The organism is Duganella sp. GW822-FHT06D06 (assembly GCF_058799615.1).
In genome coordinates, this window is record NZ_JBXALQ010000007.1 from 75,981 (window position 1) to 93,441 (window position 17,461).

A 17,461-nucleotide genomic window follows, 5' to 3' on the forward strand; every position below is an offset into this window, starting at 1 on the left:
CTTCAAGAAAACTTTATGGCGGTGGTGCTCTACTGGAGAACACAGACATGGCCGGGAGGGTGCGATGGGCAACAGGTACGGATGGCGCGCGGTGATCGTGATGGTCTTGCTGGCGCTGGGCTGCAAGGTGGGGCTGGCGCAGATCGGGCCGCGCTATGTGATCGAGCTGGAAAGTGTCGCGGCGCCGTTGCCGCCCACTGCGGCGGGGCGGGTGCAGCTGGCCGGCAAAGGGCTGGCGCTGATCCATTTCCAGGGGCTGAGCATACTGACGGCGGGCGCCGATGCGGACGCCTACAGCGCCGAGGCGGTGCGGCAGTGGCCGGCGGCCGACCTGCTGCTGGTCACGCCCGCCGGCAGCGGCCGGTATGGCGGGGTGGCGCCGCTGGCGTCGCTGGGCAAGTTGCCGGTGATCGTGGCGGCGCAGGAGTCCGCCGCGCCGGTGTCGGCGTCGACCCAGCTGCCGAGCATGCAGGCCGACGCGCCGCGGTTTTATCCGATGCAGACCTGGGATACGCTGCATCTGCGCAAGGGCAAGACGCGGCTGCGGGTGACGGCGCTGCCCGGGTCGCCGGGCACGGCGAACGTGGCGGGATTCATGCTGGAGGTGGGCAACAGCTGGGTGTCATACCGGCTGTATGTCAGTTGCGAACACCTGGCGGCGGACGAGGCGGGCGCGCTGGCGCAACGCCTGCCGGGCGCCGACCTGGCGCTGCTGCCGGACCATCACTCGCCGCTGCTGCTGGCGCTGCAACGGGCGGCGCGGCCGGCCGCCGTCGCCGCCAAACCGGCGGCGTTGACCGAGGCCGGCCAGGTGTTCAAGGCGATCAAGCGCTAATCACTGCCTGGCGTTGGTGTCGACCCAGGCGGCGAAGGTGGTCATGAATTTTTGCAGGAATTCGCGGGTGCTGTCGTTGTTCAACTTGCCGTTGTCGTCCAGCAGCTTGGCGGCGCCGCCGATGTAGGCTTCCGGCTGCTGCAACAGCGGCATGTCGAGGAACACCATGGCCTGGCGCAGGTGGTGGTTGGCGCCGAAGCCGCCGGTCGCACCGGGCGACACGCTGACGATGGCGGCCGGCTTGCCGCTCCAGATGCTGCCGCCGTAGGGGCGCGAGCCGACGTCGATGGCATTCTTCAGCGGCGCCGGCACCGAGCGGTTGTATTCCGGCGTGACGAACAGCACCGCCTGCGCCTGCTGCATGCGCTGGCGGAACTGGGTCCATGCTTGCGGCGCGGTGGCGCCGTTTTCCTCCAGGTCCTGGTTGTACAGCGCCAGTTCGCCGATCTCGACGATCTCCAGCTGCAGCGACGGCGGCGCCAGCGCGATCAATTCGTGGGCGAACTTGCGGTTGAGCGAAACCTTGCGCAGACTGCCGATCACTACGGCGACTTTTTTCGCGGCCATGACATCTCCTGAACACGGTTGTTGGGAGTTCCGCGTTCAGTGTACTACCCTTCTGGCCTCACGTCGCCAGGTTCAGTCGAGACTTAGTCAATGGCCTGATCGCTGCCAATTTGCTTGAATCTTGCCGCACCAGCCACAGATCGACAGCCTCCTGCATGCGCAACCAACTTTCCGGCGAGGTGTTGAGTAGAGTCGCTATCCGCACGGCCATTTCGGGCGACATTGCGCGCTTCTCATGAACGAGTTCGGAAATGCTTAAACGGCTGACACCAATTCGTTCTGCCAATTCCGTTTGCGTCATTTTTAGTGCTGGCAATATATCTTCCCGCAGCACAGCGCCAGGATGCGTGGGACGTCGGTTAGGGTTACGCAACGACTTCATTAATGATAATCCTCCAAATCCACGTCCACCGCATTTTCGCCATCGAATCTGAATGTGATGCGCCAGTTGCCGGAAACAGAGACGGCATAGGTATCCTTGCGATCCCCCTTGAGTTGATGAAATTTTGACCCCGGAATATTCATATCTTCTGGTTTGATACAGCTATCCAAGCGGTCGAGCAAACGCTCGATTCTGGGGGCGAATCCCGCAGGGATACCTCGATGATCGCCATCGGAGAAAAATTTCCGGAGCCCTTTGTGACGTATTGAAATGATCAATTGGTGTCATCCTTGGGATTGCAGTGTAATCCTCCGCATAGCAAAGTCAAGCGCCGCTATTGCGCATCCTGGACATGTCACGCAATGTAACCGATCCATAAAAAAACCACGCCGCGTTGCCGGGGCGTGGTTTTCGGGGTGAAGCGAGCAACGCTTATTCCGCCTTCATTTCCTTCAGCAGGTTGTCGGCGTGGTCGACGTGTTTCATGTTCCACAGGATGTAGCGCAGGTCGACCTGGATGTCGCGGGTGTTGGCCTGGTTGAAGTCCCAGTCCGAGATGATCGAGTCGAGCGTGCCGTCGAAGGCCAGGCCGATCCACTCGCCCTTGGCGTTCAGCGCGGCCGAGCCGGAGTTGCCGCCGGTGATGTCGAGCGTGGCCAGGTAGGCGAGCGGCACCGATTTCAGTTTCGGATCGACGTACTTGCCGAAGTCCTTGGCCTTGATCGCGGCCAGTTGGGCTTTCGGTGCGTTGAACTCGCCGACGCCGGTGGCTTTGGCGGCCACGCCTTCGACGGTGGTGAAGGCCTTCCAGGTGGTGCCGTCGGCGCCGTGGTCGCGGCCGGCGATCTGGCCGAAGGTCACGCGCAGGGTGCCGTTGGCGTCAGGGTAGACCGCCTGGCCTTTGCTGTGCATGAAGGCGATCTTGGCTTTCATGTAGTTGGCGTAGGCTTGTTGCAGCTTGCCGCCCAGCTCTTCCTCTTGCGCTTCGTCCTTCATGTCCGGCTGGTACATGGCGACGGCGGCCTTGATGAAGGCGTCGTTGCTGGCCTTGAACTCTTCCGGCGTCTTGCCGATCCAGCTGGTGCGCTCGGCGGCGTCGCCCAGCTTGCTGCCGGCGTACAGCGTGTCCAGCACGGTTTGCAGGTCGGCCTTGCTCATGCCGTCCTTGATGCCGATGACGGCGTCGAAGTCGGCGTTGCGCTGGGCTGCCGGCAGGGCGGCGTATTTCGCCAGGCTGCTGATGACCAAGGCCTTGTCGACTTTTTCATCGTAGTTGCGCACCAGGGCGGCCACCGACGATTTGATGCGTGGCACGTCGCGCACCTGGTAGCCGGCCTTGCGTTCGGCGTCAGGCTTGGTGTTCTCGTTGGCCAGGCGGTACAGCATGCGCGCGGTGTTCAGCAGGCGCGGCTTGGACGAGGACAGGAAGTAGTCGCGTTTGGTTTCGGCGTCGCGCTGGGCGATCAGCTTTTCCACCAGTTCGATGTCGCCGGCGAATTCGGCCTTGCGGGCCGGGGCGGCGTTGATCCAGGTCTTCAGTGCTTCGTGCTCGGCGGTTTTACGCTGGAGCATGTCGCTGCCGGCGTAGGAGTCCAGCATGCCCTGGCGGTTCTTGTAGTAGTTGTTGATGCTGGCCACCTGCGACGCGTATTTCAGCGCGGTGTCCTTGTTGTCCTTGGTGGCGTCGGCGATGATCGCCAGGTTTTCCGCCGAGGTCTTGACGAAGGACGGGTAGCTCCAGTCGAAGGTGTAGGCCACTTCCGACGGCAGGCGGTGGCGGTTGGTGCGGCCGGGGTAGCCCAGCACCATGATGAAGTCGCCTTCCTTGCTGCCTTCCTTGGCCAGTTTCAGGTAGTGCTGCGGGAGGTAGGGGACGTTGTCCTTGCTGAAGTCGGCGGCCTTGCCGTCCTTGCTGACGTAGGCGCGGTAGAAGCCGTAGTCGCCGGTGTGGCGCGGCCACATCCAGTTGTCGGTATCGCCGCCGAACTTGCCGACGCCGGCCGGCGGCGCGTGCACCAGGCGCACGTCGCGGATTTCCAGTTGCTTGATCAGGTAGTACTCCAGGCCGCCGTAGTAGGACGACACGGTGCAGCGGTGGCCTTGGTCTTTTTCGCACTCGGCCTGGATGGCTTTCTGGTTCTTTTCGATGGCGTCGCTGCGCTTCTTGCCGCTCAGTTTGGCGACATCGGCGCTGACGACTTGTTTGCTGACGTCGGTGACGGCCTTGGTCACGAAGATGCGGCTGCCTGGCGAGGCTGGCAGTTCTTCGCCGAAGTCATGGGCCAGGAAGCCGTTGGCCAGCAGGTCGCGTTCCGGGGTGGAGTTGTGCGCCACGCTGCCGTAGACGCAGTGGTGGTTGGTGGCGACCAGGCCTTGCGGCGAGACGAAGGAGGCCGAGCAACCGCCCAGGCTGACGATGGCGCCCATCGGGAACTCGGTCAGTTTGGTCAGGTTGGCGGGGGCCAGTTTCAGGCCGGCGGCTTTCAGTTGCTTGGCTACTTGTGGCAGCTGTTGCGGCATCCACATGCCTTCATCGGCGTGGGCGGCGGTGCTCAGGATGGCGAGCGCGATCAGTGATTTATGCATTTTTGTCGTTGTTGAAGTGTTGGTAGAAGGAACAACGACGGCAGTATAGCGAAAAACCGGGGTCAAGTCTGACATTCGGACACGAGCTCCGCCGTAACTAGCATTACGGCGGAGCTCGTGTCCGAATGTCAGACTTGACCCCGGGTTGTTGGTTGCTAGTCGGCCTTGATGGCTTCGATCTGGATCGCCAGTTTGACTTCCGGGGCGAAGGCCGGGGTGCCGTAGTTCAGGCCGAAATCGGTGCGCTTGAACTCGGCCACGGCGTTGGCGCCGCATACTTCACGCTTGTAGCGCGGGTGCATGATGCAGTTGAACTTGTCCACCTTCAGCGCCACCGGCTTGGTCACGCCCAGCAACGTCAGCTCGCCTTCGACGCCGACCAGCTTGTCACCCTCGAATTTGAACGTTTTGCTCTTGTAGGTGATGGTCGGGAATTTCTCGACGTTGAACATGTCGGCCGCCTTGGCGTGGCTGTTCATCTTGTCCATGCCGAAGTCGATCGAGTCGGCGGCGATGGCGATGTCCAGCGCGCCGGTCTTGGCGGCGCGGTCCATGGTCACGGTGCCGCTGGTCTTGTCGAACTTGCCGCGCCAGACCGACAGGCCCATGTGGTCGGCCTCGAAGCTCGGGTAGGTGTGCGTCGGGTCGATGTTGTAGGTGGCGGCGATGGCGGACGTGGCCGAGGCGGCCAGCAGGGTGGCGATCAGGATTTGCAGTTTCATCTAGCGGTCTCCGGTGTGAGGTTATTGGGCTGCGACGTGGAATTTGATGGTCACTTCATCGGCCACCATGCCGGTGTCTTTCCATTCGCCTTCGCCGATGTTGTAGGCCAGGCGCTTGATCGGCAGCGCGCCTTCAAACACTTGCTTGCCGCCGTCGGCCTTGACCGTCAGCGGGAAGGTGATGTCGGCGGTCTTGCCCTTGATGGTCAGCTTGCCGGTGACGCTGAGCTTGCCGGCGCCGGCGCTCTTGATCGACGACGAGACGAAGGTCGCTTTCGGGAACTGGGCCGAGTTGAACCATTCCTTCTTCGCCACTTCCTTGTTCATGTCGGCGTCGCCCACGTCCAGGCTGGCCGTTTCCACTTCGACGGTGGCCTTGGAGGCGTCCGGCTTGGCCGCGTCGTAGTCGATGGCGACGCTGTATTTCTTGAACTTCGATTCGACCGGTACGTTCATCTGCTTGAACACGGCCGACACGGTCGACTTGGCGGGATCGGTCTTCAGGGCGGCGGCGCTGGCGGCCAGGGCAACACCCATCAGCGAGACTAGGGCGAGTTTTTTCATGGTTTTCATTGTTGGGCTCCGGTAGATGGGGGATTACGGCAGCATGCGTTTCAGCGTGACGTCGCGATCGACAAAATGATGCTTGAGTGCGGCGAGGGCGTGGACCACTACGGCGGCGGCCATCGTCATGGTCAGAACATAATGAACGGTTTTTAAGATCGGCTTAAGTTCGGTGTTCGGCTCGATCAGGGCCGGCAGCTGGAACAGGCCCAGGTACACCACCGGCACGCCGGCCGCGTAGGTGTACAGGTAGCCGGAAACCGGCACCGCGAAGATGAAGAAGTACAGCAGGTAGTGCATGCCGTCGGCCACCTTGTGCTGCCAGGCCGGAATGCTGGCCAGCGGCGGCGGCGGGGTATTGGCCTTGCGCCACAGCAGGCGGATGGCGGCCACGCCCAGCACCGTCACACCCAGCCATTTGTGCCAGGAATAGTATTTGAGCTTGGTGGGCGTGATGCCGTGGATGTCCACCATGGTCAGGCCGAGGAAGAAGGCGGCGATGATCAGCAGGGCGGTCAGCCAGTGCAGCAACATGGCCGTTTTGGTGTAGCGTTGCATAAGCGTGAGCTCCAGAAAATAGTACGTGTTAGGACTAATATACCAAAGAATTGCAATGCGTGCTGCACAGGCATGAAAAAGCCCCCGGGACACATGTCGGCGGGGGCCAGTGTAAAACAGTTCGGCGGGCTTGCTTAGATGGCTTTAGCCAGATCCGTCGCGATGCCGATGTAGTTGGCCGGGGTCATGGCCAGCAGCAGGTCCTTGGCTTCCTGCGGAATCGCCAGGCCGGTGATGAAGTCGCGCAACGCGTCTTTCGAGATGCCTTTGCCGCGGGTCAGCTCTTTCAGCTGTTCGTACGGGTTCTCGATGCCGTAGCGGCGCATCACGGTCTGCACCGGCTCGGCCAGCACTTCCCAGTTGGCGTCCAGGTCGGCCGCCAGGCGGGCGTGGTTCACTTCCAGCTTGTTCAGGCCGCGCAGGCAGCTGTCGTAGGCCAGCAGCGTGTAGCCCAGGCCGACGCCGATGTTGCGCAGCACGGTCGAATCGGTCAGGTCGCGCTGCATGCGCGACACCGGCAGTTTTTCGGACAGGTGCTTCAGCACGGCGTTGGCCAGGCCCAGATTGCCTTCCGAGTTTTCGAAGTCGATCGGGTTGACCTTGTGCGGCATGGTCGAGGAACCGATTTCGCCGGCCTTGGTCTTCTGCTTGAAGTAGCCCAGCGAGACGTAGCTCCAGATGTCGCGGTTCAGGTCCAGCAGGATGGTGTTGACGCGGGCGAAGGCGTCGAACAGCTCGGCCATGTAGTCGTGCGGCTCGATCTGGATGGTGTACGGGTTGAACACCAGGCCCAGGCGCTGCTCGATGACGTCCTTGGAGAACGCCGCCCAGTCGAACGACGGGTAGGCCGACAGGTGGGCGTTGTAGTTGCCGACCGCGCCGTTCATCTTGCCCAGGATCTCGACCTGCTCGATGCGCTTGATGGCGCGCTGCAGGCGGGCGACGACGTTGGCCATCTCCTTGCCCAGCGTGGTCGGGCTGGCGGTCTGGCCGTGGGTGCGCGACAGCATCGGCACGTCGGCGTTGACGATGGCGATTTCCTTCAGGCGGGCGATGAGCTTGGTCAGCGACGGCAGCATGACGCTGTCGCGGGCCGCTTTCAGCATCATGCCGTGCGAGGTGTTGTTGATGTCTTCCGAGGTGCAGGCGAAGTGGATGAACTCCGACGCCGCCACCAGTTCCGGCACGTCCTTGACCTGCTCCTTGAGCCAGTACTCCACGGCCTTGACGTCGTGGTTGGTGACGGCTTCGATTTCCTTGATGCGGGCGGCGTCTTTTTCGCTGAAGTCGCTGGCGATCTTGTCCAGCAGGGCGGAGCCGGCGGCCGAGAACGGCTTGATTTCAGCGAAACCCGCCAGCGACAACGCTTGCAGCCAGGAGATTTCTACTTTGACGCGGTGGTGCATGAAGCCCGATTCGGACAGGATGGGACGCAGCAGGTCGGTTTTACCGGCGTAGCGGCCGTCCAGCGGCGACAGCGCCGACAGCGTGGAGTAAGGAGTAGTGGTCATGATGGGAAGGAGGCAGGGTTAAAATTGCGCAAAGGTAGATTTTACCATTGGCCGGCCCGGAACCCTCCGATGTTATACTGGCGCCTGATCTTCTACTCTAAGCCTCTATGAAACTCATCGGTTCCCTCGCCAGTCCTTTTGTACGCAAAGTTCGTGTTGTCCTGGCGGAAAAGAAGCTTGATTACCAGTTTGAACTGGAAAATGTGTGGGCGCCGGATACCACCATCGACAAGCTGAACCCGCTGGGCAAGGTGCCGAGCCTGGTCATGGAAGACGGCAACGTCATGATCGATTCGCGCGTCATGGTCGAATACCTCGATACGCTGACCCCGGTCTGCAAGCTGCTGCCGCCCAACGGCCGCGACCGCGCCGACGTCAAGTGCTGGGAAGCGCTGGCCGACGGCATGCTGGACGCCGCCATCATCGTGCGCCTGGAGCGCACCCAACGTCCGGTGGCGCTGCAAAGCGAGGACTGGATGGCGCGCCAGATGCGCAAGGTGCAGCTGGGCCTGGCGTCGCTGTCGGACAAGCTGGGCGAATCGGCCTATTGCGCCGGCATCCATTATTCGCTGGCCGACGTGGCCGTCGGTTGCGCCTTGGGCTGGCTGTCGTTCCGCTTCCCGGAGATCACCTGGCGCGACGACTACCCCAACCTGGCGCGCCTGTACGACAAGCTGTCCGAGCGCCAGTCGTTCAAAGACACCGTGCCGCAGTAAGCCATGTCCAAGACCACGCCGCAAGACGCGGACAGCTCCGCCCAACAGCGGCGCCTGCAGATGGCCGACATCGCGCGGCTGGCCGGCGTCTCGACGTCGACGGTGTCGCGGGCGCTGGCCGGTAGCAAGCTGGTCAGCGACGAGACGCGGGTGCGCATCATGGAGCTGGCCCGCTCGCTCAAGTACACCATCAACATCGGCGCGCAGAATTTGCGCATGAAGCAGAACCGCACCGTCGGCGTGGTGATCCCCTACGACTCGGCCACCCGCCAGCACCTGTCCGATCCCTTCTTCCTGTCGATGCTGGGCAGCCTGGCCGACGCGCTGACCGAGCAGGGCTTCGACATGCTGGTCTCGCGGGTGGATGCCGAGGAGCTGGACGCGGCCGCCGCGCCGTTCGACACCGGCCGCGTGATCGGCATCATCCTGATCGGCCAGTGGCGCCACCATGAACAACTGAACCAGCTGGCCGCGCGCCATGTGCCGATCGTGGTGTGGGGCGCGCAACTGCCGCAGCAGCTGTATTGCACCGTCGGCGGCGACAATCTGAGCGGCGGCGAACTGGCCGGCGCGCACCTGATCGCCCAGGGCCGCCAGCACATCGCCTTCTTCGGCGATATCAAGCTGCCCGAAGTGGGCCTGCGTTACGCCGGCCTGTGCCGCGCGCTGCAGCGGGCCGGCTTGGCGGTCGATCCGGCCTTGCAGGTATCGGTGTCCTTCCTGCCGGAGGGCGGCAAGGAGGCGGTGCAGGAACTGCTGCGCCGCGGCGTGCCGTTCGACGCGGTGTTCGCCGGCAGCGACCTGATGGCCATGACCTCGATCAACACGCTGCGCCAGCAAGGCTACGATGTGCCGGGGCAGGTCGCCGTGGTCGGCTATGACGATATCGAGCTGGCCGGCTACTTCCATCCGCCGCTGACCACCGTGCAACAACCTATCCGCGAAGCCGGCCGGGCGCTGGTGGCCCAGCTGCTGGAGCTGGTCGACGGCCGCGCCGCCGCATCGCTGCAACTTCCTACCCAATTGATCGTCCGCAACAGTTCTGTCTGATTTATGCAACCGATTGCATTGGCTGTGCAGTAAGCAATGCAAATATATTTTTGCGGCGTTATGCAATCGATTGCATTAAATCGAAATCCGTTGAATAATGGCGTACCTGCTCAATTAAGCGGCAGATTAAAACGACAATATCTGGAGACGACAATGGAACAACGCACATTCAAACTGGGCGGCATCGCTGCCGCTGTTGCAACGGCTGTCCTGCACATGGGCGGCGCCTCGGCCCAGCAGGCCGCCCCCGCCGCCGATGGCCTGAACATGGAGCGGGTGGTCGTCACCGGCACCTCCGGCGGCTCCACCAAAATGAAATCGAGCGTGTCGATCAGTACCCTGGAAGGCGAGACCATCAAGAACGGCGCGCCGCTGAGCGCCGCCGAAGTGCTGCGTTCGGTGCCGGGCGTGCGTTCGGAGTCGTCGGGCGGCGAGGGCAACGCCAACATCACCGTGCGCGGCGTGCCGATCTCGGCCGGCGGCGCGCGCTATGTGCAGATCCAGGAAGACGGCTTGCCGGTGCTGCAATCGGGCGACTTCAACTTCATCACGCCGGACAGCTACGTCAAGATCGACGGCACGCTGGACCACCTGGAAGTGGTGCGCGGCGGTTCGGCTTCGACGCTGGCGACCAACGCGCCGGGCGGCATCATCAACTTCATCACCAAGACCGGCGAGGAAAAGGGCGGCCATATCGGCATCAGCCACGGCCTGGGCTACGACGAAACCCGGCTGGACTTCGACTACGGCGCGCCGCTGTCGGACAAGACGCGCTTCTTCATCGGCGGTAACTACCGCAGCGGCGAAGGCGTGCGCAACACCGGCATGAGCACCGAGGACGGCGGCCAGATTCGCGGCAACATCACGCACGACCTGGACAACGGCTTCATCCGTCTGTCGTTCAAGCACGTCGACGACAAGTCGCCGACCGTGTTGCCGGTGCCGGTGCAGGTGGTCAACCAGCAGATCCAGGAAATCCCCGGCATCGATCCGCGCAAGGTGACGTTCTACTCGCCGTACTGGGTGCGCGATGTCACACTGGGCAAGAACAACACGCCGGTGTCGACCAACGTCAACGACGGCCTGCACGTGAAGAGCGATACGGTCGGCCTGGAAGCTTCGTTCGACCTGGGCGACGGCTGGAACCTGAGCGACAAGTTCCGCACCTCCAACAACAGCGGGCGCTTCACCGGCGTGTTCGCCGGCAACAACGGCAAGGTTGGCAGCTATGTGTTCGCCACGGGGCCGAACAAGGGCCAGGCCTACAACGGCCGCGCCTTCTCCGCGGTGGTGTTCAACACTTCGATCGACGACGCCGGCAATACGCTCAACGACACCAAGCTGGCCAAGACCTTCAAGCTGGCCGACGGCTCCAAGCTGACCACCACCGCCGGCTTGTACCTGTCGACGCAGAAGCTGGCGCTGACCTGGAACTTCAACGAATACCTGATGCAGGCCAGCGGCGACAAACCGGCGCTGCTGCAAACGGCCAGCGCCACGCCAGGCCTGGTCGGTCCGGCCTTCGGCGGCTGCTGCTCGCGCGCGGTCGACATGGAGTACAAACTGACGTCGCCCTACCTGAACGTGGGCTATGAAACCGGTCCGCTGAACATCGACGCCAGCGTGCGCCAGGACCGCCAGCGCGCCAGCGGCACGGCCAACATCGCCACCATGAGCGGCGGCGCCTTGCGCTACGATCCGGCCACGCAGCAGCTGGTGGACTACAAGATCAACCACAACTCGTACTCGGTCGGCGGCAACTACCGCATCACCGCCAACCTGGCGGCGTTCGCCCGCGTCAGCGACGGCGTGGCCTTCAATGCGGACCGCATCCTGTTCGGCACCCCGCTGGACGGCAGCGCGCCGATCAACATCAACACCGTCAAGCAGATCGAGGGCGGCGTGAAATGGCGCAGCGGCGGCGTCAGCACCTTCGTGACGCTGTTCCAGGCCAAGACCGACGAGAGCAACTACGAAGCGACCACGCAGCGCAGCACCTCCAACAAGTACGACGCCAAGGGTGTGGAGCTGGAAGGCGCGTACGCGCTGAACGATTTCCGCATCACCGGCGGCATGACCTACACCAACGCCAAGATCACCGGCACCGCGCCCGGCGATGTGGCGGTGATCGGCAACACGCCGCGCCGCCAGGCCAAGGTGGTGTACCAGATCGCGCCGACCTACACCTTCGGCCAGGCCACCGTCGGCGCCAGCTTGATCGGCACCGGCAAGTCGTGGGGCGACGATGCGCACACCATCGTGCTGCCGGCGTACCAGGTGGTGAACGCCTTCGTCAATTATCACGTGACGGAGAAGGCTACCTTGTCGCTGAGCGTGAACAACCTGCTCAACAAGATCGGCTACACCGAAGTCGAAGGCGACGGCCATGCCGCCCGCTCCATCTCCGGCCGTGCCGCGAAAGTCAGTCTGTCCTATGCCTTCTAAAGTAATGTCGGACCGTCTGCTGGCGGTCCTTTCCGACGAGCTGCGGCCGCTGGCTGCGCAGCGGCTGGCGGCGGCGCAGCCGGTGCTGCGCCGGCTGCTGGCCGGCCTGTATGGCGAGCGCGCCGATTTCGATGCCTGGCTGGGCGAGCTGATGGAATCGCTGGGCGTGCTGTACGCGGCGCGGCCGGTGGAACTGCGGGCGCTCGACCTGGAGCGGCTGGCATGCCCCGGCTGGTTCCTCAGCCAGCGCATGCTCGGCTACTGCGCCTACGTGCAGAACTTCGGCGGCGACTTGAACGGCGTGGCCGAGCGCGTCCCTTACCTGCGAGAGTTGGGCGTCAGCTATCTGCACCTGTTGCCGTTCCTGCGCGCACGCGGCGGCGAGAACGATGGCGGCTTTGCCGTGTCCAGTTTCGATGAGGTCGAGCCTGCGTTCGGCAGCAACGCCGACCTGATGGCATTGACCGCGAAGTTGCGGTTGGCCGGCATCAGCCTGTGTTCGGACTTCATCCTGAACCACGTGGCCGACGATCACGCCTGGGCACTGGCCGCCAAGGCCGGCGACGCCGGCGCGCGGGCGATGTTCCATGTGTTCCCCGACCGCGACATGCCGGACCGCTACGAGCGCACGCTGGGCCAGGTGTTCCCGCAGGTCGCGCCGGGCAATTTCAGTTTTGTCGAGGAGCTGGATGGCTGGGCGTGGACCACGTTCTATCCGTATCAGTGGGACCTGAACTACGCCAATCCGGCGGTGTTCGCGGCGATGGCGGCCGCCTTGCTGCGGCTGGCCAATCGCGGCGTTGAAGTGTTCCGCCTCGATTCGACCGCCTTCCTGTGGAAGCGCGAAGGCAGCAACAGCATGAACCAGCCGGAGGCGCACCAGCTGCTGCAAGCCTTGCGGGCGATCGTCGATATCGTCGCGCCGGGCGTGCTGCTGAAGGCCGAAGCCATCGTGCCGACGCGCGAGCTGCCGGCCTACCTGGGCAGCGCCGAGGCGCCAGAATGCCACATCGCCTATCACAGCAGCCTGATGGCGGCCGGCTGGGTGGCGCTGGCGGAGCAGGGCACCGGCGTGCTGCGCGAGGTGATACGCAACACGCCCGCGCTGCCGGCCGCCGCGACCTGGCTCAGCTACGTGCGCTGCCACGACGATATCGGCTGGAACGTGCTGCGCGCGGAGGCCTCGGCCGACGGCGCCGACAGCGCGGTGCGGCTGGCGCGCGCGGCGCGCTTCTTCAGCGGCGCGGAGGGCAGCTACGCCATCGGCGCCGCCTTCCAGAGCACCGATCCGAACGCGGCGCACGGCAGCAACGGCATGGCCGCGTCGCTGGCCGGCTTGCAGGCGGCTGGCACCGACGAGGAACGCGCGCTGGCGCTGCGCCGCATGCTGTTGCTGCACGGCCTGGCCCTGAGCTTCGGCGCGCTGCCGGTGCTGTACATGGGCGACGAGCTGGCGATGGAGAACGACTACAGTTATCAGGATCGGCCGCAGCACGCGATGGACAGCCGCTGGTTGCAACGGCCGCTGTTCGACCAGCAGCGCTGGAAGCATCGCTACGATGTGTCCACCGTGCCGGGGACGATGTATCAGGCGCTGGCCAGGCTGGTGCGGATACGCGGCCGGCACGATGCGCTGGCGGCCAACGCGCCCCGCGCGCTGCTGGCCGATGCGCCGGACGGCATGCTGGCGCTGGCGCGCGGCGAGCGCTTCCTGACGCTGATGAATTTCTCCGCTCAGCCGCAAAGCTATGCGCTGCAAGGCGCCTGGCGCGATTGCGTGGCGGAGCAGGCGGCAGGAGGCACGCTGGTGCTGGAACCATACGCAATGTACTGGCTGGAACGCGAATAATATAGAATCGCCCAAGCAGGGCGTGGAGACAAGCATGACTCAACAAACCATAGCCGTATTCGGCGAAGCGCTGGTCGACGATTTCATCACCGAGCAGGTTGTCGGCGGTGCGCCGTTCAACGTCGCGCGCAACCTGGCGGCGTTCGGCGTGGCGACACTGATGGTCACCCGCATCGGCACCGACAAGAACGGCGCGCTGGTGCGCAACGAGTTCGAACGCTTCGATATGAGCGAGGCGGGCTTGCAGATCGATCCGCAGGAAGCCACCGGCCGCGTGGTGGTCGAGCGCAACGCGGACGGCCACCGTTTCATCATCCTGCCGGACCAGGCCTACGATTACGTGGAAACCGGGCCGGCGCTGGCGGCGCTGGCGCAGGCGGCGCCGGACACGATCTACTTCGGCACCATGGCGCAGCGGCACGAGCGTTCGCGCACGGCGTTGCGGGCGATGCTCGAAGCATCGCGCGCGTTCAAGGTCCAGCGCTACCTGGACCTGAATGTGCGCGACGGCCAGGTGACGGAGCGCTGCGCCTTCGAGTCGCTGCACCTGGCGGACATCGTCAAGGTCAACGAGGACGAGCTGAAGGATTTGTTCAGCTGGTACACCCACACCAAGCCGGGCACCAAGGCGATCGACAGCGCCGAGATGGTGGACGCCTGCCGCGCGCTGATGCGCATCTTCTCGCTGCAAGGCCTGATCGTCACGCTGGGCGAGCGCGGCGCGCTGTACTTCGGCGCCGACGGCGACGTCATCGCCAACCAGGATTGCCATGCGCCGGTGCGCATCGTCGACACGGTGGGCGCGGGCGATGCCTTCTCCGCCGTGTTCCTGTTCGGGCAGGCGCGGGGCTGGCCGATCAGCCTCACGCTGGCGCGCGCCAACGCCTTTGCCGGCGCCATCTGCGGCATCTCCGGCGCGGTGCCGGCCGATATCGCGTTCTACCAGCCGTGGATCGCGGCCTGGCGCGGCGACGCGGTCACGCCAGGAGCCGTCGCATGAAGCCGCGGCTGTCGTTCTGGCAGATCGTCAACATGAACATCGGCTTCTTCGGCATCCAGTTCAGTTTCGGCCTGCAGCAGAGCAGCATGAGCCCGATCTACAAATACCTGGGCGCGGACGAGGCCAGCTTGCCCTACCTGTGGCTGGCGGGGCCGATGACCGGCCTGCTGGTGCAGCCGCTGATCGGCGCCATGAGCGACCGCACGGTCACGCGCTGGGGCCGGCGCACGCCGTACTTCCTGATCGGCGCCATCCTGTGCAGCCTTGGCCTGCTGGCGATGCCGTTCAGCCCCACGCTGTGGATGGCGGCCAGCCTGCTGTGGATACTGGACGCGGCCAACAACGTGACGATGGAGCCGTACCGCGCCTTCGTCAGCGACAAGCTCGATCCGCAGCAGCATTCGCTCGGCTTCCTGACGCAGAGCGCCTTCACCGGACTGGGACAGACGCTGGCCTACCTGACGCCGTCGCTGCTGGTCTGGCTGGGCATGAACAAGGACGCCGTCAACGGCAGCCATATCCCGCACATCGTCATCGTCGCCTTCCTGATCGGCGCGGTGTTCTCGATTTCGTCGGTGCTGTGGACCTTGAAGACCACGCCGGAATATCCGTTGACCAGCGAAGAGCTGGCGCGGATCCGCGCGCGGCCGGCCGGCTGGCGGCACACGCTGGGCGACGTCGCCAGCGCGATCCGCGAGATGCCGCCGACGATGAAGCAGCTGGCCTGGGTCAAGCTGTTCCAGTGGTATGCGATGTTCTGCTATTGGCAGTACATCATGCTGTCGCTGTCGACCACCATCTACGGCACCACCGACCAGGCCTCGCAAGGCTTCCGCGACGCCGGCCTGTTGTCGGGGCAGGTGGGGGCGTTCTATAACTTCATCGCCTTCGTGGGGGCGCTGGCGCTGGTGCCGTTCACGCGCCGGCATGGGCCCAAGATCACGCACAGCGTCTGCCTGGCGCTGGCCGGCGTCGGCATGCTGGCGATACCGATGATCCATACGCCGGCGCTGCTGTTCGTGCCGATGGTGGGCATCGGGCTGGCGTGGGCCAGCATCATGGGCAATCCGTATGTGATGCTGGCGGGCTGCATACCGCCGGAGCGCACCGGCGTCTACATGGGCATCTTCAATATGTTCATCGTGATCCCGATGATCATCCAGATTTTCACGCTGCCGCTGTACTACCGCAGCCTGCTGGGCGGGAATCCTGAGAATGTGATCCGGCTGGCCGGTGGCCTGATGCTGTGCGGCGCGCTGGCCGTGCTGGCGGTGAAAATAAAAAAGCCGCAGGCGAACCCACGGCTTTCGGAGGAAGCTAGTCCCGCTTAGCCTTCGCTCATCTGGCTTTGCAGGTAGTTCTGGATGCCGACCTTGGCGATCAGGTCCAGCTGCGTTTCCAGCCAGTCGATGTGTTCTTCGGTGTCTTCCAAAATCATCAGCAGGAGGTCGCGCGACACGTAGTCGGCGGCCTTCTCGGCGGCGGCGATGCCTTCCTTGACGGTGATCTGCGCGCCTTTTTCCAGCTTCAGGTCGCAGCCGATCATCTCTTCGGTGTTCTCGCCGATCATGACCTTGTGCATGGCTTGCAGGTTGGGCAGGCCGTCGAGCATCAGGATGCGGTCGATCAGTTTGTCGGCGTGCTTCATTTCGCCGATCGATTCTTCGTATTCCTTCTTCGCGATTTTCTCGAAACCCCAGTGCCGGTACATGCGCGAGTGCAGGAAGTACTGGTTGATGGCGGTGAGTTCGTTGGTCAGCTGAGCGTTCAGCAGGCGTATGACTTCTGGGTCACCCTTCATGGGATGCTTTCTAAAATGGTGGTGGAATACTGACATTTTGCCACGAACGCCGTGCACGCGTGGCGCTATGCGCGCAAAGTGTACCAATATGGGCGGAGTGAGATTGTTGGGGCAAATGAAAACAATTAACATTCCCATATCGCTGTTTTGAAAGGATGTCCCCCATGATGCTGCATATCCCCACCGTGCTGAGCAAGCCGCAGGTGCAAGAGTTCCGCCAGCGCCTGGCGCAGGCCGACTGGATCGACGGCCGCGGCACGGCCGGGCCGCAGAGCGCGCAGGTCAAGCGCAACCGCCAGTTGCCGGAGCTGTCGCCGCTGGCGCAGGAGCTGGGCGCCTTCATCACGCAGGCGCTGGCCAGCCATCCGCTGTTCTTCGCGGCGGTGCTGCCGCTGCGCATACTGCCGCCTTACTTCAACAGCTACGCCAGCGGCGAGCATTACGGCATGCATGTCGACGGCGCCATCCGCACGCGGCCCGGCACGGCCAACGCGATGCGGGCCGACGTCTCGTCGACCCTGTTCCTGAGCGAGCCGGAGGAATACGACGGCGGCGAGTTGATCGTCAACGACGCCTATGGCACCCACGAGGTCAAGCTGGCGGCGGGGGATTTGATCGTTTATCCGTCGAGCAGCGTGCACCGGGTGGCGCCGGTCACGCGCGGCGAGCGGATCAGCTCGTTCCTGTGGACCCAGAGCATGGTGCGCGACGACGCCAGGCGCGGCATGTTGTTCGAGCTGGACCAGAACATCCAGAAGTTGCGCGCCGCGCATGGCGACAACGACATCACGGTGGACCTGACCGGCCATTATCACAACCTGCTGCGCATGTGGGCCGATGTGTGATGCAACCCACGGAGGGCTGACACCGCCAGC

General features: G+C 63.9%; 17 protein-coding genes. 8 read left to right on the forward strand and 9 right to left on the reverse strand.

Annotated features, from left to right (window positions below; genetic code table 11):
• The first annotated feature begins 64 nt into the window (after positions 1-64).
• Entirely contained in the window at positions 65-835 is a 771-nt protein-coding gene (locus AC1RMD_RS14820) for a hypothetical protein (protein ID WP_492927440.1), read from the forward strand.
• Here the strand turns inward: AC1RMD_RS14820 and AC1RMD_RS14825 are convergent, their stop codons facing one another.
• The 8 genes from AC1RMD_RS14825 to purB all read right to left on the reverse strand — a co-directional run bounded on the left by AC1RMD_RS14825 (position 836) and on the right by purB (position 7,725).
• Positions 836-1,402 carry an NADPH-dependent FMN reductase gene (locus AC1RMD_RS14825; protein WP_492927441.1) on the reverse strand — a complete coding sequence of 189 codons (567 nt, stop codon included), beginning with the start codon at positions 1,400-1,402 and terminating at the stop codon, positions 836-838.
• Between the two features lie 58 nt (positions 1,403-1,460).
• Positions 1,461-1,784: a HigA family addiction module antitoxin gene (locus tag AC1RMD_RS14830; RefSeq protein ID WP_492927443.1), complete on the reverse strand. Its 324-nt coding sequence runs from the start codon at positions 1,782-1,784 to the stop codon at positions 1,461-1,463.
• Positions 1,784-2,062: a type II toxin-antitoxin system RelE/ParE family toxin gene (locus AC1RMD_RS14835; protein WP_492927444.1), complete on the reverse strand. Its 279-nt coding sequence runs from the start codon at positions 2,060-2,062 to the stop codon at positions 1,784-1,786. Before AC1RMD_RS14835 ends, AC1RMD_RS14830 begins: the two co-directional genes overlap by 1 nt.
• Positions 2,063-2,216: 154 nt before the next feature.
• Positions 2,217-4,370, reverse strand: a complete 2,154-nt coding sequence (locus tag AC1RMD_RS14840) for a S46 family peptidase (protein WP_492927445.1) — start codon at positions 4,368-4,370, stop codon at positions 2,217-2,219.
• 155 nt (positions 4,371-4,525) lie between these two features.
• Positions 4,526-5,092: a YceI family protein gene (locus AC1RMD_RS14845; RefSeq protein ID WP_492927446.1), complete on the reverse strand. Its 567-nt coding sequence runs from the start codon at positions 5,090-5,092 to the stop codon at positions 4,526-4,528.
• Between the two features lie 21 nt (positions 5,093-5,113).
• Positions 5,114-5,665 (reverse strand): YceI family protein, encoded by a 552-nt coding sequence (locus tag AC1RMD_RS14850; protein ID WP_492927447.1) that lies wholly within the window; start codon positions 5,663-5,665, stop codon positions 5,114-5,116.
• Between the two features lie 24 nt (positions 5,666-5,689).
• Positions 5,690-6,214, reverse strand: coding sequence for a cytochrome b (locus tag AC1RMD_RS14855; protein ID WP_492927448.1), 525 nt, complete (start codon positions 6,212-6,214; stop codon positions 5,690-5,692).
• A gap of 134 nt (positions 6,215-6,348) precedes the next feature.
• Positions 6,349-7,725, reverse strand: coding sequence for an adenylosuccinate lyase (gene purB, locus AC1RMD_RS14860; protein WP_492927449.1), 1,377 nt, complete (start codon positions 7,723-7,725; stop codon positions 6,349-6,351).
• 107 nt (positions 7,726-7,832) lie between these two features.
• Between purB and AC1RMD_RS14865 the strand changes: the two genes are divergently transcribed.
• From AC1RMD_RS14865 to AC1RMD_RS14890, 6 genes are all read left to right on the forward strand, one after another.
• A complete protein-coding gene (locus AC1RMD_RS14865) occupies positions 7,833-8,441 on the forward strand; it encodes a glutathione S-transferase N-terminal domain-containing protein (RefSeq protein WP_492927450.1) in 609 nt (202 codons plus the stop codon).
• Between the two features lie 3 nt (positions 8,442-8,444).
• Positions 8,445-9,491 carry a LacI family DNA-binding transcriptional regulator gene (locus AC1RMD_RS14870; protein WP_492927451.1) on the forward strand — a complete coding sequence of 349 codons (1,047 nt, stop codon included), beginning with the start codon at positions 8,445-8,447 and terminating at the stop codon, positions 9,489-9,491.
• Between the two features lie 153 nt (positions 9,492-9,644).
• Positions 9,645-11,936 (forward strand): TonB-dependent receptor, encoded by a 2,292-nt coding sequence (locus AC1RMD_RS14875; RefSeq protein WP_492927452.1) that lies wholly within the window; start codon positions 9,645-9,647, stop codon positions 11,934-11,936.
• Positions 11,926-13,785 carry an alpha-amylase family glycosyl hydrolase gene (locus AC1RMD_RS14880; protein ID WP_492927453.1) on the forward strand — a complete coding sequence of 620 codons (1,860 nt, stop codon included), beginning with the start codon at positions 11,926-11,928 and terminating at the stop codon, positions 13,783-13,785. The genes AC1RMD_RS14875 and AC1RMD_RS14880 overlap by 11 nt, the downstream gene beginning before the upstream one ends.
• 34 nt (positions 13,786-13,819) lie before the next feature.
• The gene (locus AC1RMD_RS14885; protein ID WP_492927454.1) at positions 13,820-14,785 is read left to right on the forward strand and encodes a PfkB family carbohydrate kinase; all 966 of its coding nucleotides are present in this window, start codon (positions 13,820-13,822) and stop codon (positions 14,783-14,785) included.
• On the forward strand, positions 14,782-16,116 hold the full coding sequence (locus tag AC1RMD_RS14890) for an MFS transporter (protein ID WP_492927455.1): 1,335 nt from the start codon (positions 14,782-14,784) through the stop codon (positions 16,114-16,116). Before AC1RMD_RS14885 ends, AC1RMD_RS14890 begins: the two co-directional genes overlap by 4 nt.
• On the opposite strand, the gene bfr is transcribed toward AC1RMD_RS14890, so the two are convergent.
• Complete coding sequence (bfr, locus tag AC1RMD_RS14895) at positions 16,113-16,586, reverse strand: bacterioferritin (protein ID WP_217942480.1); 474 nt, start codon at positions 16,584-16,586, stop codon at positions 16,113-16,115. The two genes, AC1RMD_RS14890 and bfr, sit on opposite strands and share 4 nt — an antisense overlap.
• A 164-nt stretch (positions 16,587-16,750) precedes the next feature.
• On the opposite strand from bfr, the gene AC1RMD_RS14900 reads away from it, so the two are divergent.
• Positions 16,751-17,431 carry a Fe2+-dependent dioxygenase gene (locus tag AC1RMD_RS14900; RefSeq protein ID WP_492927456.1) on the forward strand — a complete coding sequence of 227 codons (681 nt, stop codon included), beginning with the start codon at positions 16,751-16,753 and terminating at the stop codon, positions 17,429-17,431.
• Positions 17,432-17,461 lie beyond the last annotated feature (30 nt).

Excerpts from the sequence above, each read along its gene's own strand:
- AC1RMD_RS14820 (WP_492927440.1), top strand. The coding sequence starts at position 65 with ATGGGCAACAGGTACGGATGGCGCGCGGTGATCGTGATGGTCTTGCTG.
- AC1RMD_RS14825 (WP_492927441.1), bottom strand. The coding sequence starts at position 1,402 with ATGGCCGCGAAAAAAGTCGCCGTAGTGATCGGCAGTCTGCGCAAGGTT.
- AC1RMD_RS14830 (WP_492927443.1), bottom strand. The coding sequence starts at position 1,784 with ATGAAGTCGTTGCGTAACCCTAACCGACGTCCCACGCATCCTGGCGCT.
- AC1RMD_RS14840 (WP_492927445.1), bottom strand. The coding sequence starts at position 4,370 with ATGCATAAATCACTGATCGCGCTCGCCATCCTGAGCACCGCCGCCCAC.
- AC1RMD_RS14845 (WP_492927446.1), bottom strand. The coding sequence starts at position 5,092 with ATGAAACTGCAAATCCTGATCGCCACCCTGCTGGCCGCCTCGGCCACG.
- AC1RMD_RS14850 (WP_492927447.1), bottom strand. The coding sequence starts at position 5,665 with ATGAAAACCATGAAAAAACTCGCCCTAGTCTCGCTGATGGGTGTTGCC.
- AC1RMD_RS14855 (WP_492927448.1), bottom strand. The coding sequence starts at position 6,214 with ATGCAACGCTACACCAAAACGGCCATGTTGCTGCACTGGCTGACCGCC.
- purB (WP_492927449.1), bottom strand. The coding sequence starts at position 7,725 with ATGACCACTACTCCTTACTCCACGCTGTCGGCGCTGTCGCCGCTGGAC.
- AC1RMD_RS14865 (WP_492927450.1), top strand. The coding sequence starts at position 7,833 with ATGAAACTCATCGGTTCCCTCGCCAGTCCTTTTGTACGCAAAGTTCGT.
- AC1RMD_RS14870 (WP_492927451.1), top strand. The coding sequence starts at position 8,445 with ATGTCCAAGACCACGCCGCAAGACGCGGACAGCTCCGCCCAACAGCGG.
- AC1RMD_RS14875 (WP_492927452.1), top strand. The coding sequence starts at position 9,645 with ATGGAACAACGCACATTCAAACTGGGCGGCATCGCTGCCGCTGTTGCA.
- AC1RMD_RS14880 (WP_492927453.1), top strand. The coding sequence starts at position 11,926 with ATGCCTTCTAAAGTAATGTCGGACCGTCTGCTGGCGGTCCTTTCCGAC.
- AC1RMD_RS14885 (WP_492927454.1), top strand. The coding sequence starts at position 13,820 with ATGACTCAACAAACCATAGCCGTATTCGGCGAAGCGCTGGTCGACGAT.
- AC1RMD_RS14890 (WP_492927455.1), top strand. The coding sequence starts at position 14,782 with ATGAAGCCGCGGCTGTCGTTCTGGCAGATCGTCAACATGAACATCGGC.
- bfr (WP_217942480.1), bottom strand. The coding sequence starts at position 16,586 with ATGAAGGGTGACCCAGAAGTCATACGCCTGCTGAACGCTCAGCTGACC.
- AC1RMD_RS14900 (WP_492927456.1), top strand. The coding sequence starts at position 16,751 with ATGATGCTGCATATCCCCACCGTGCTGAGCAAGCCGCAGGTGCAAGAG.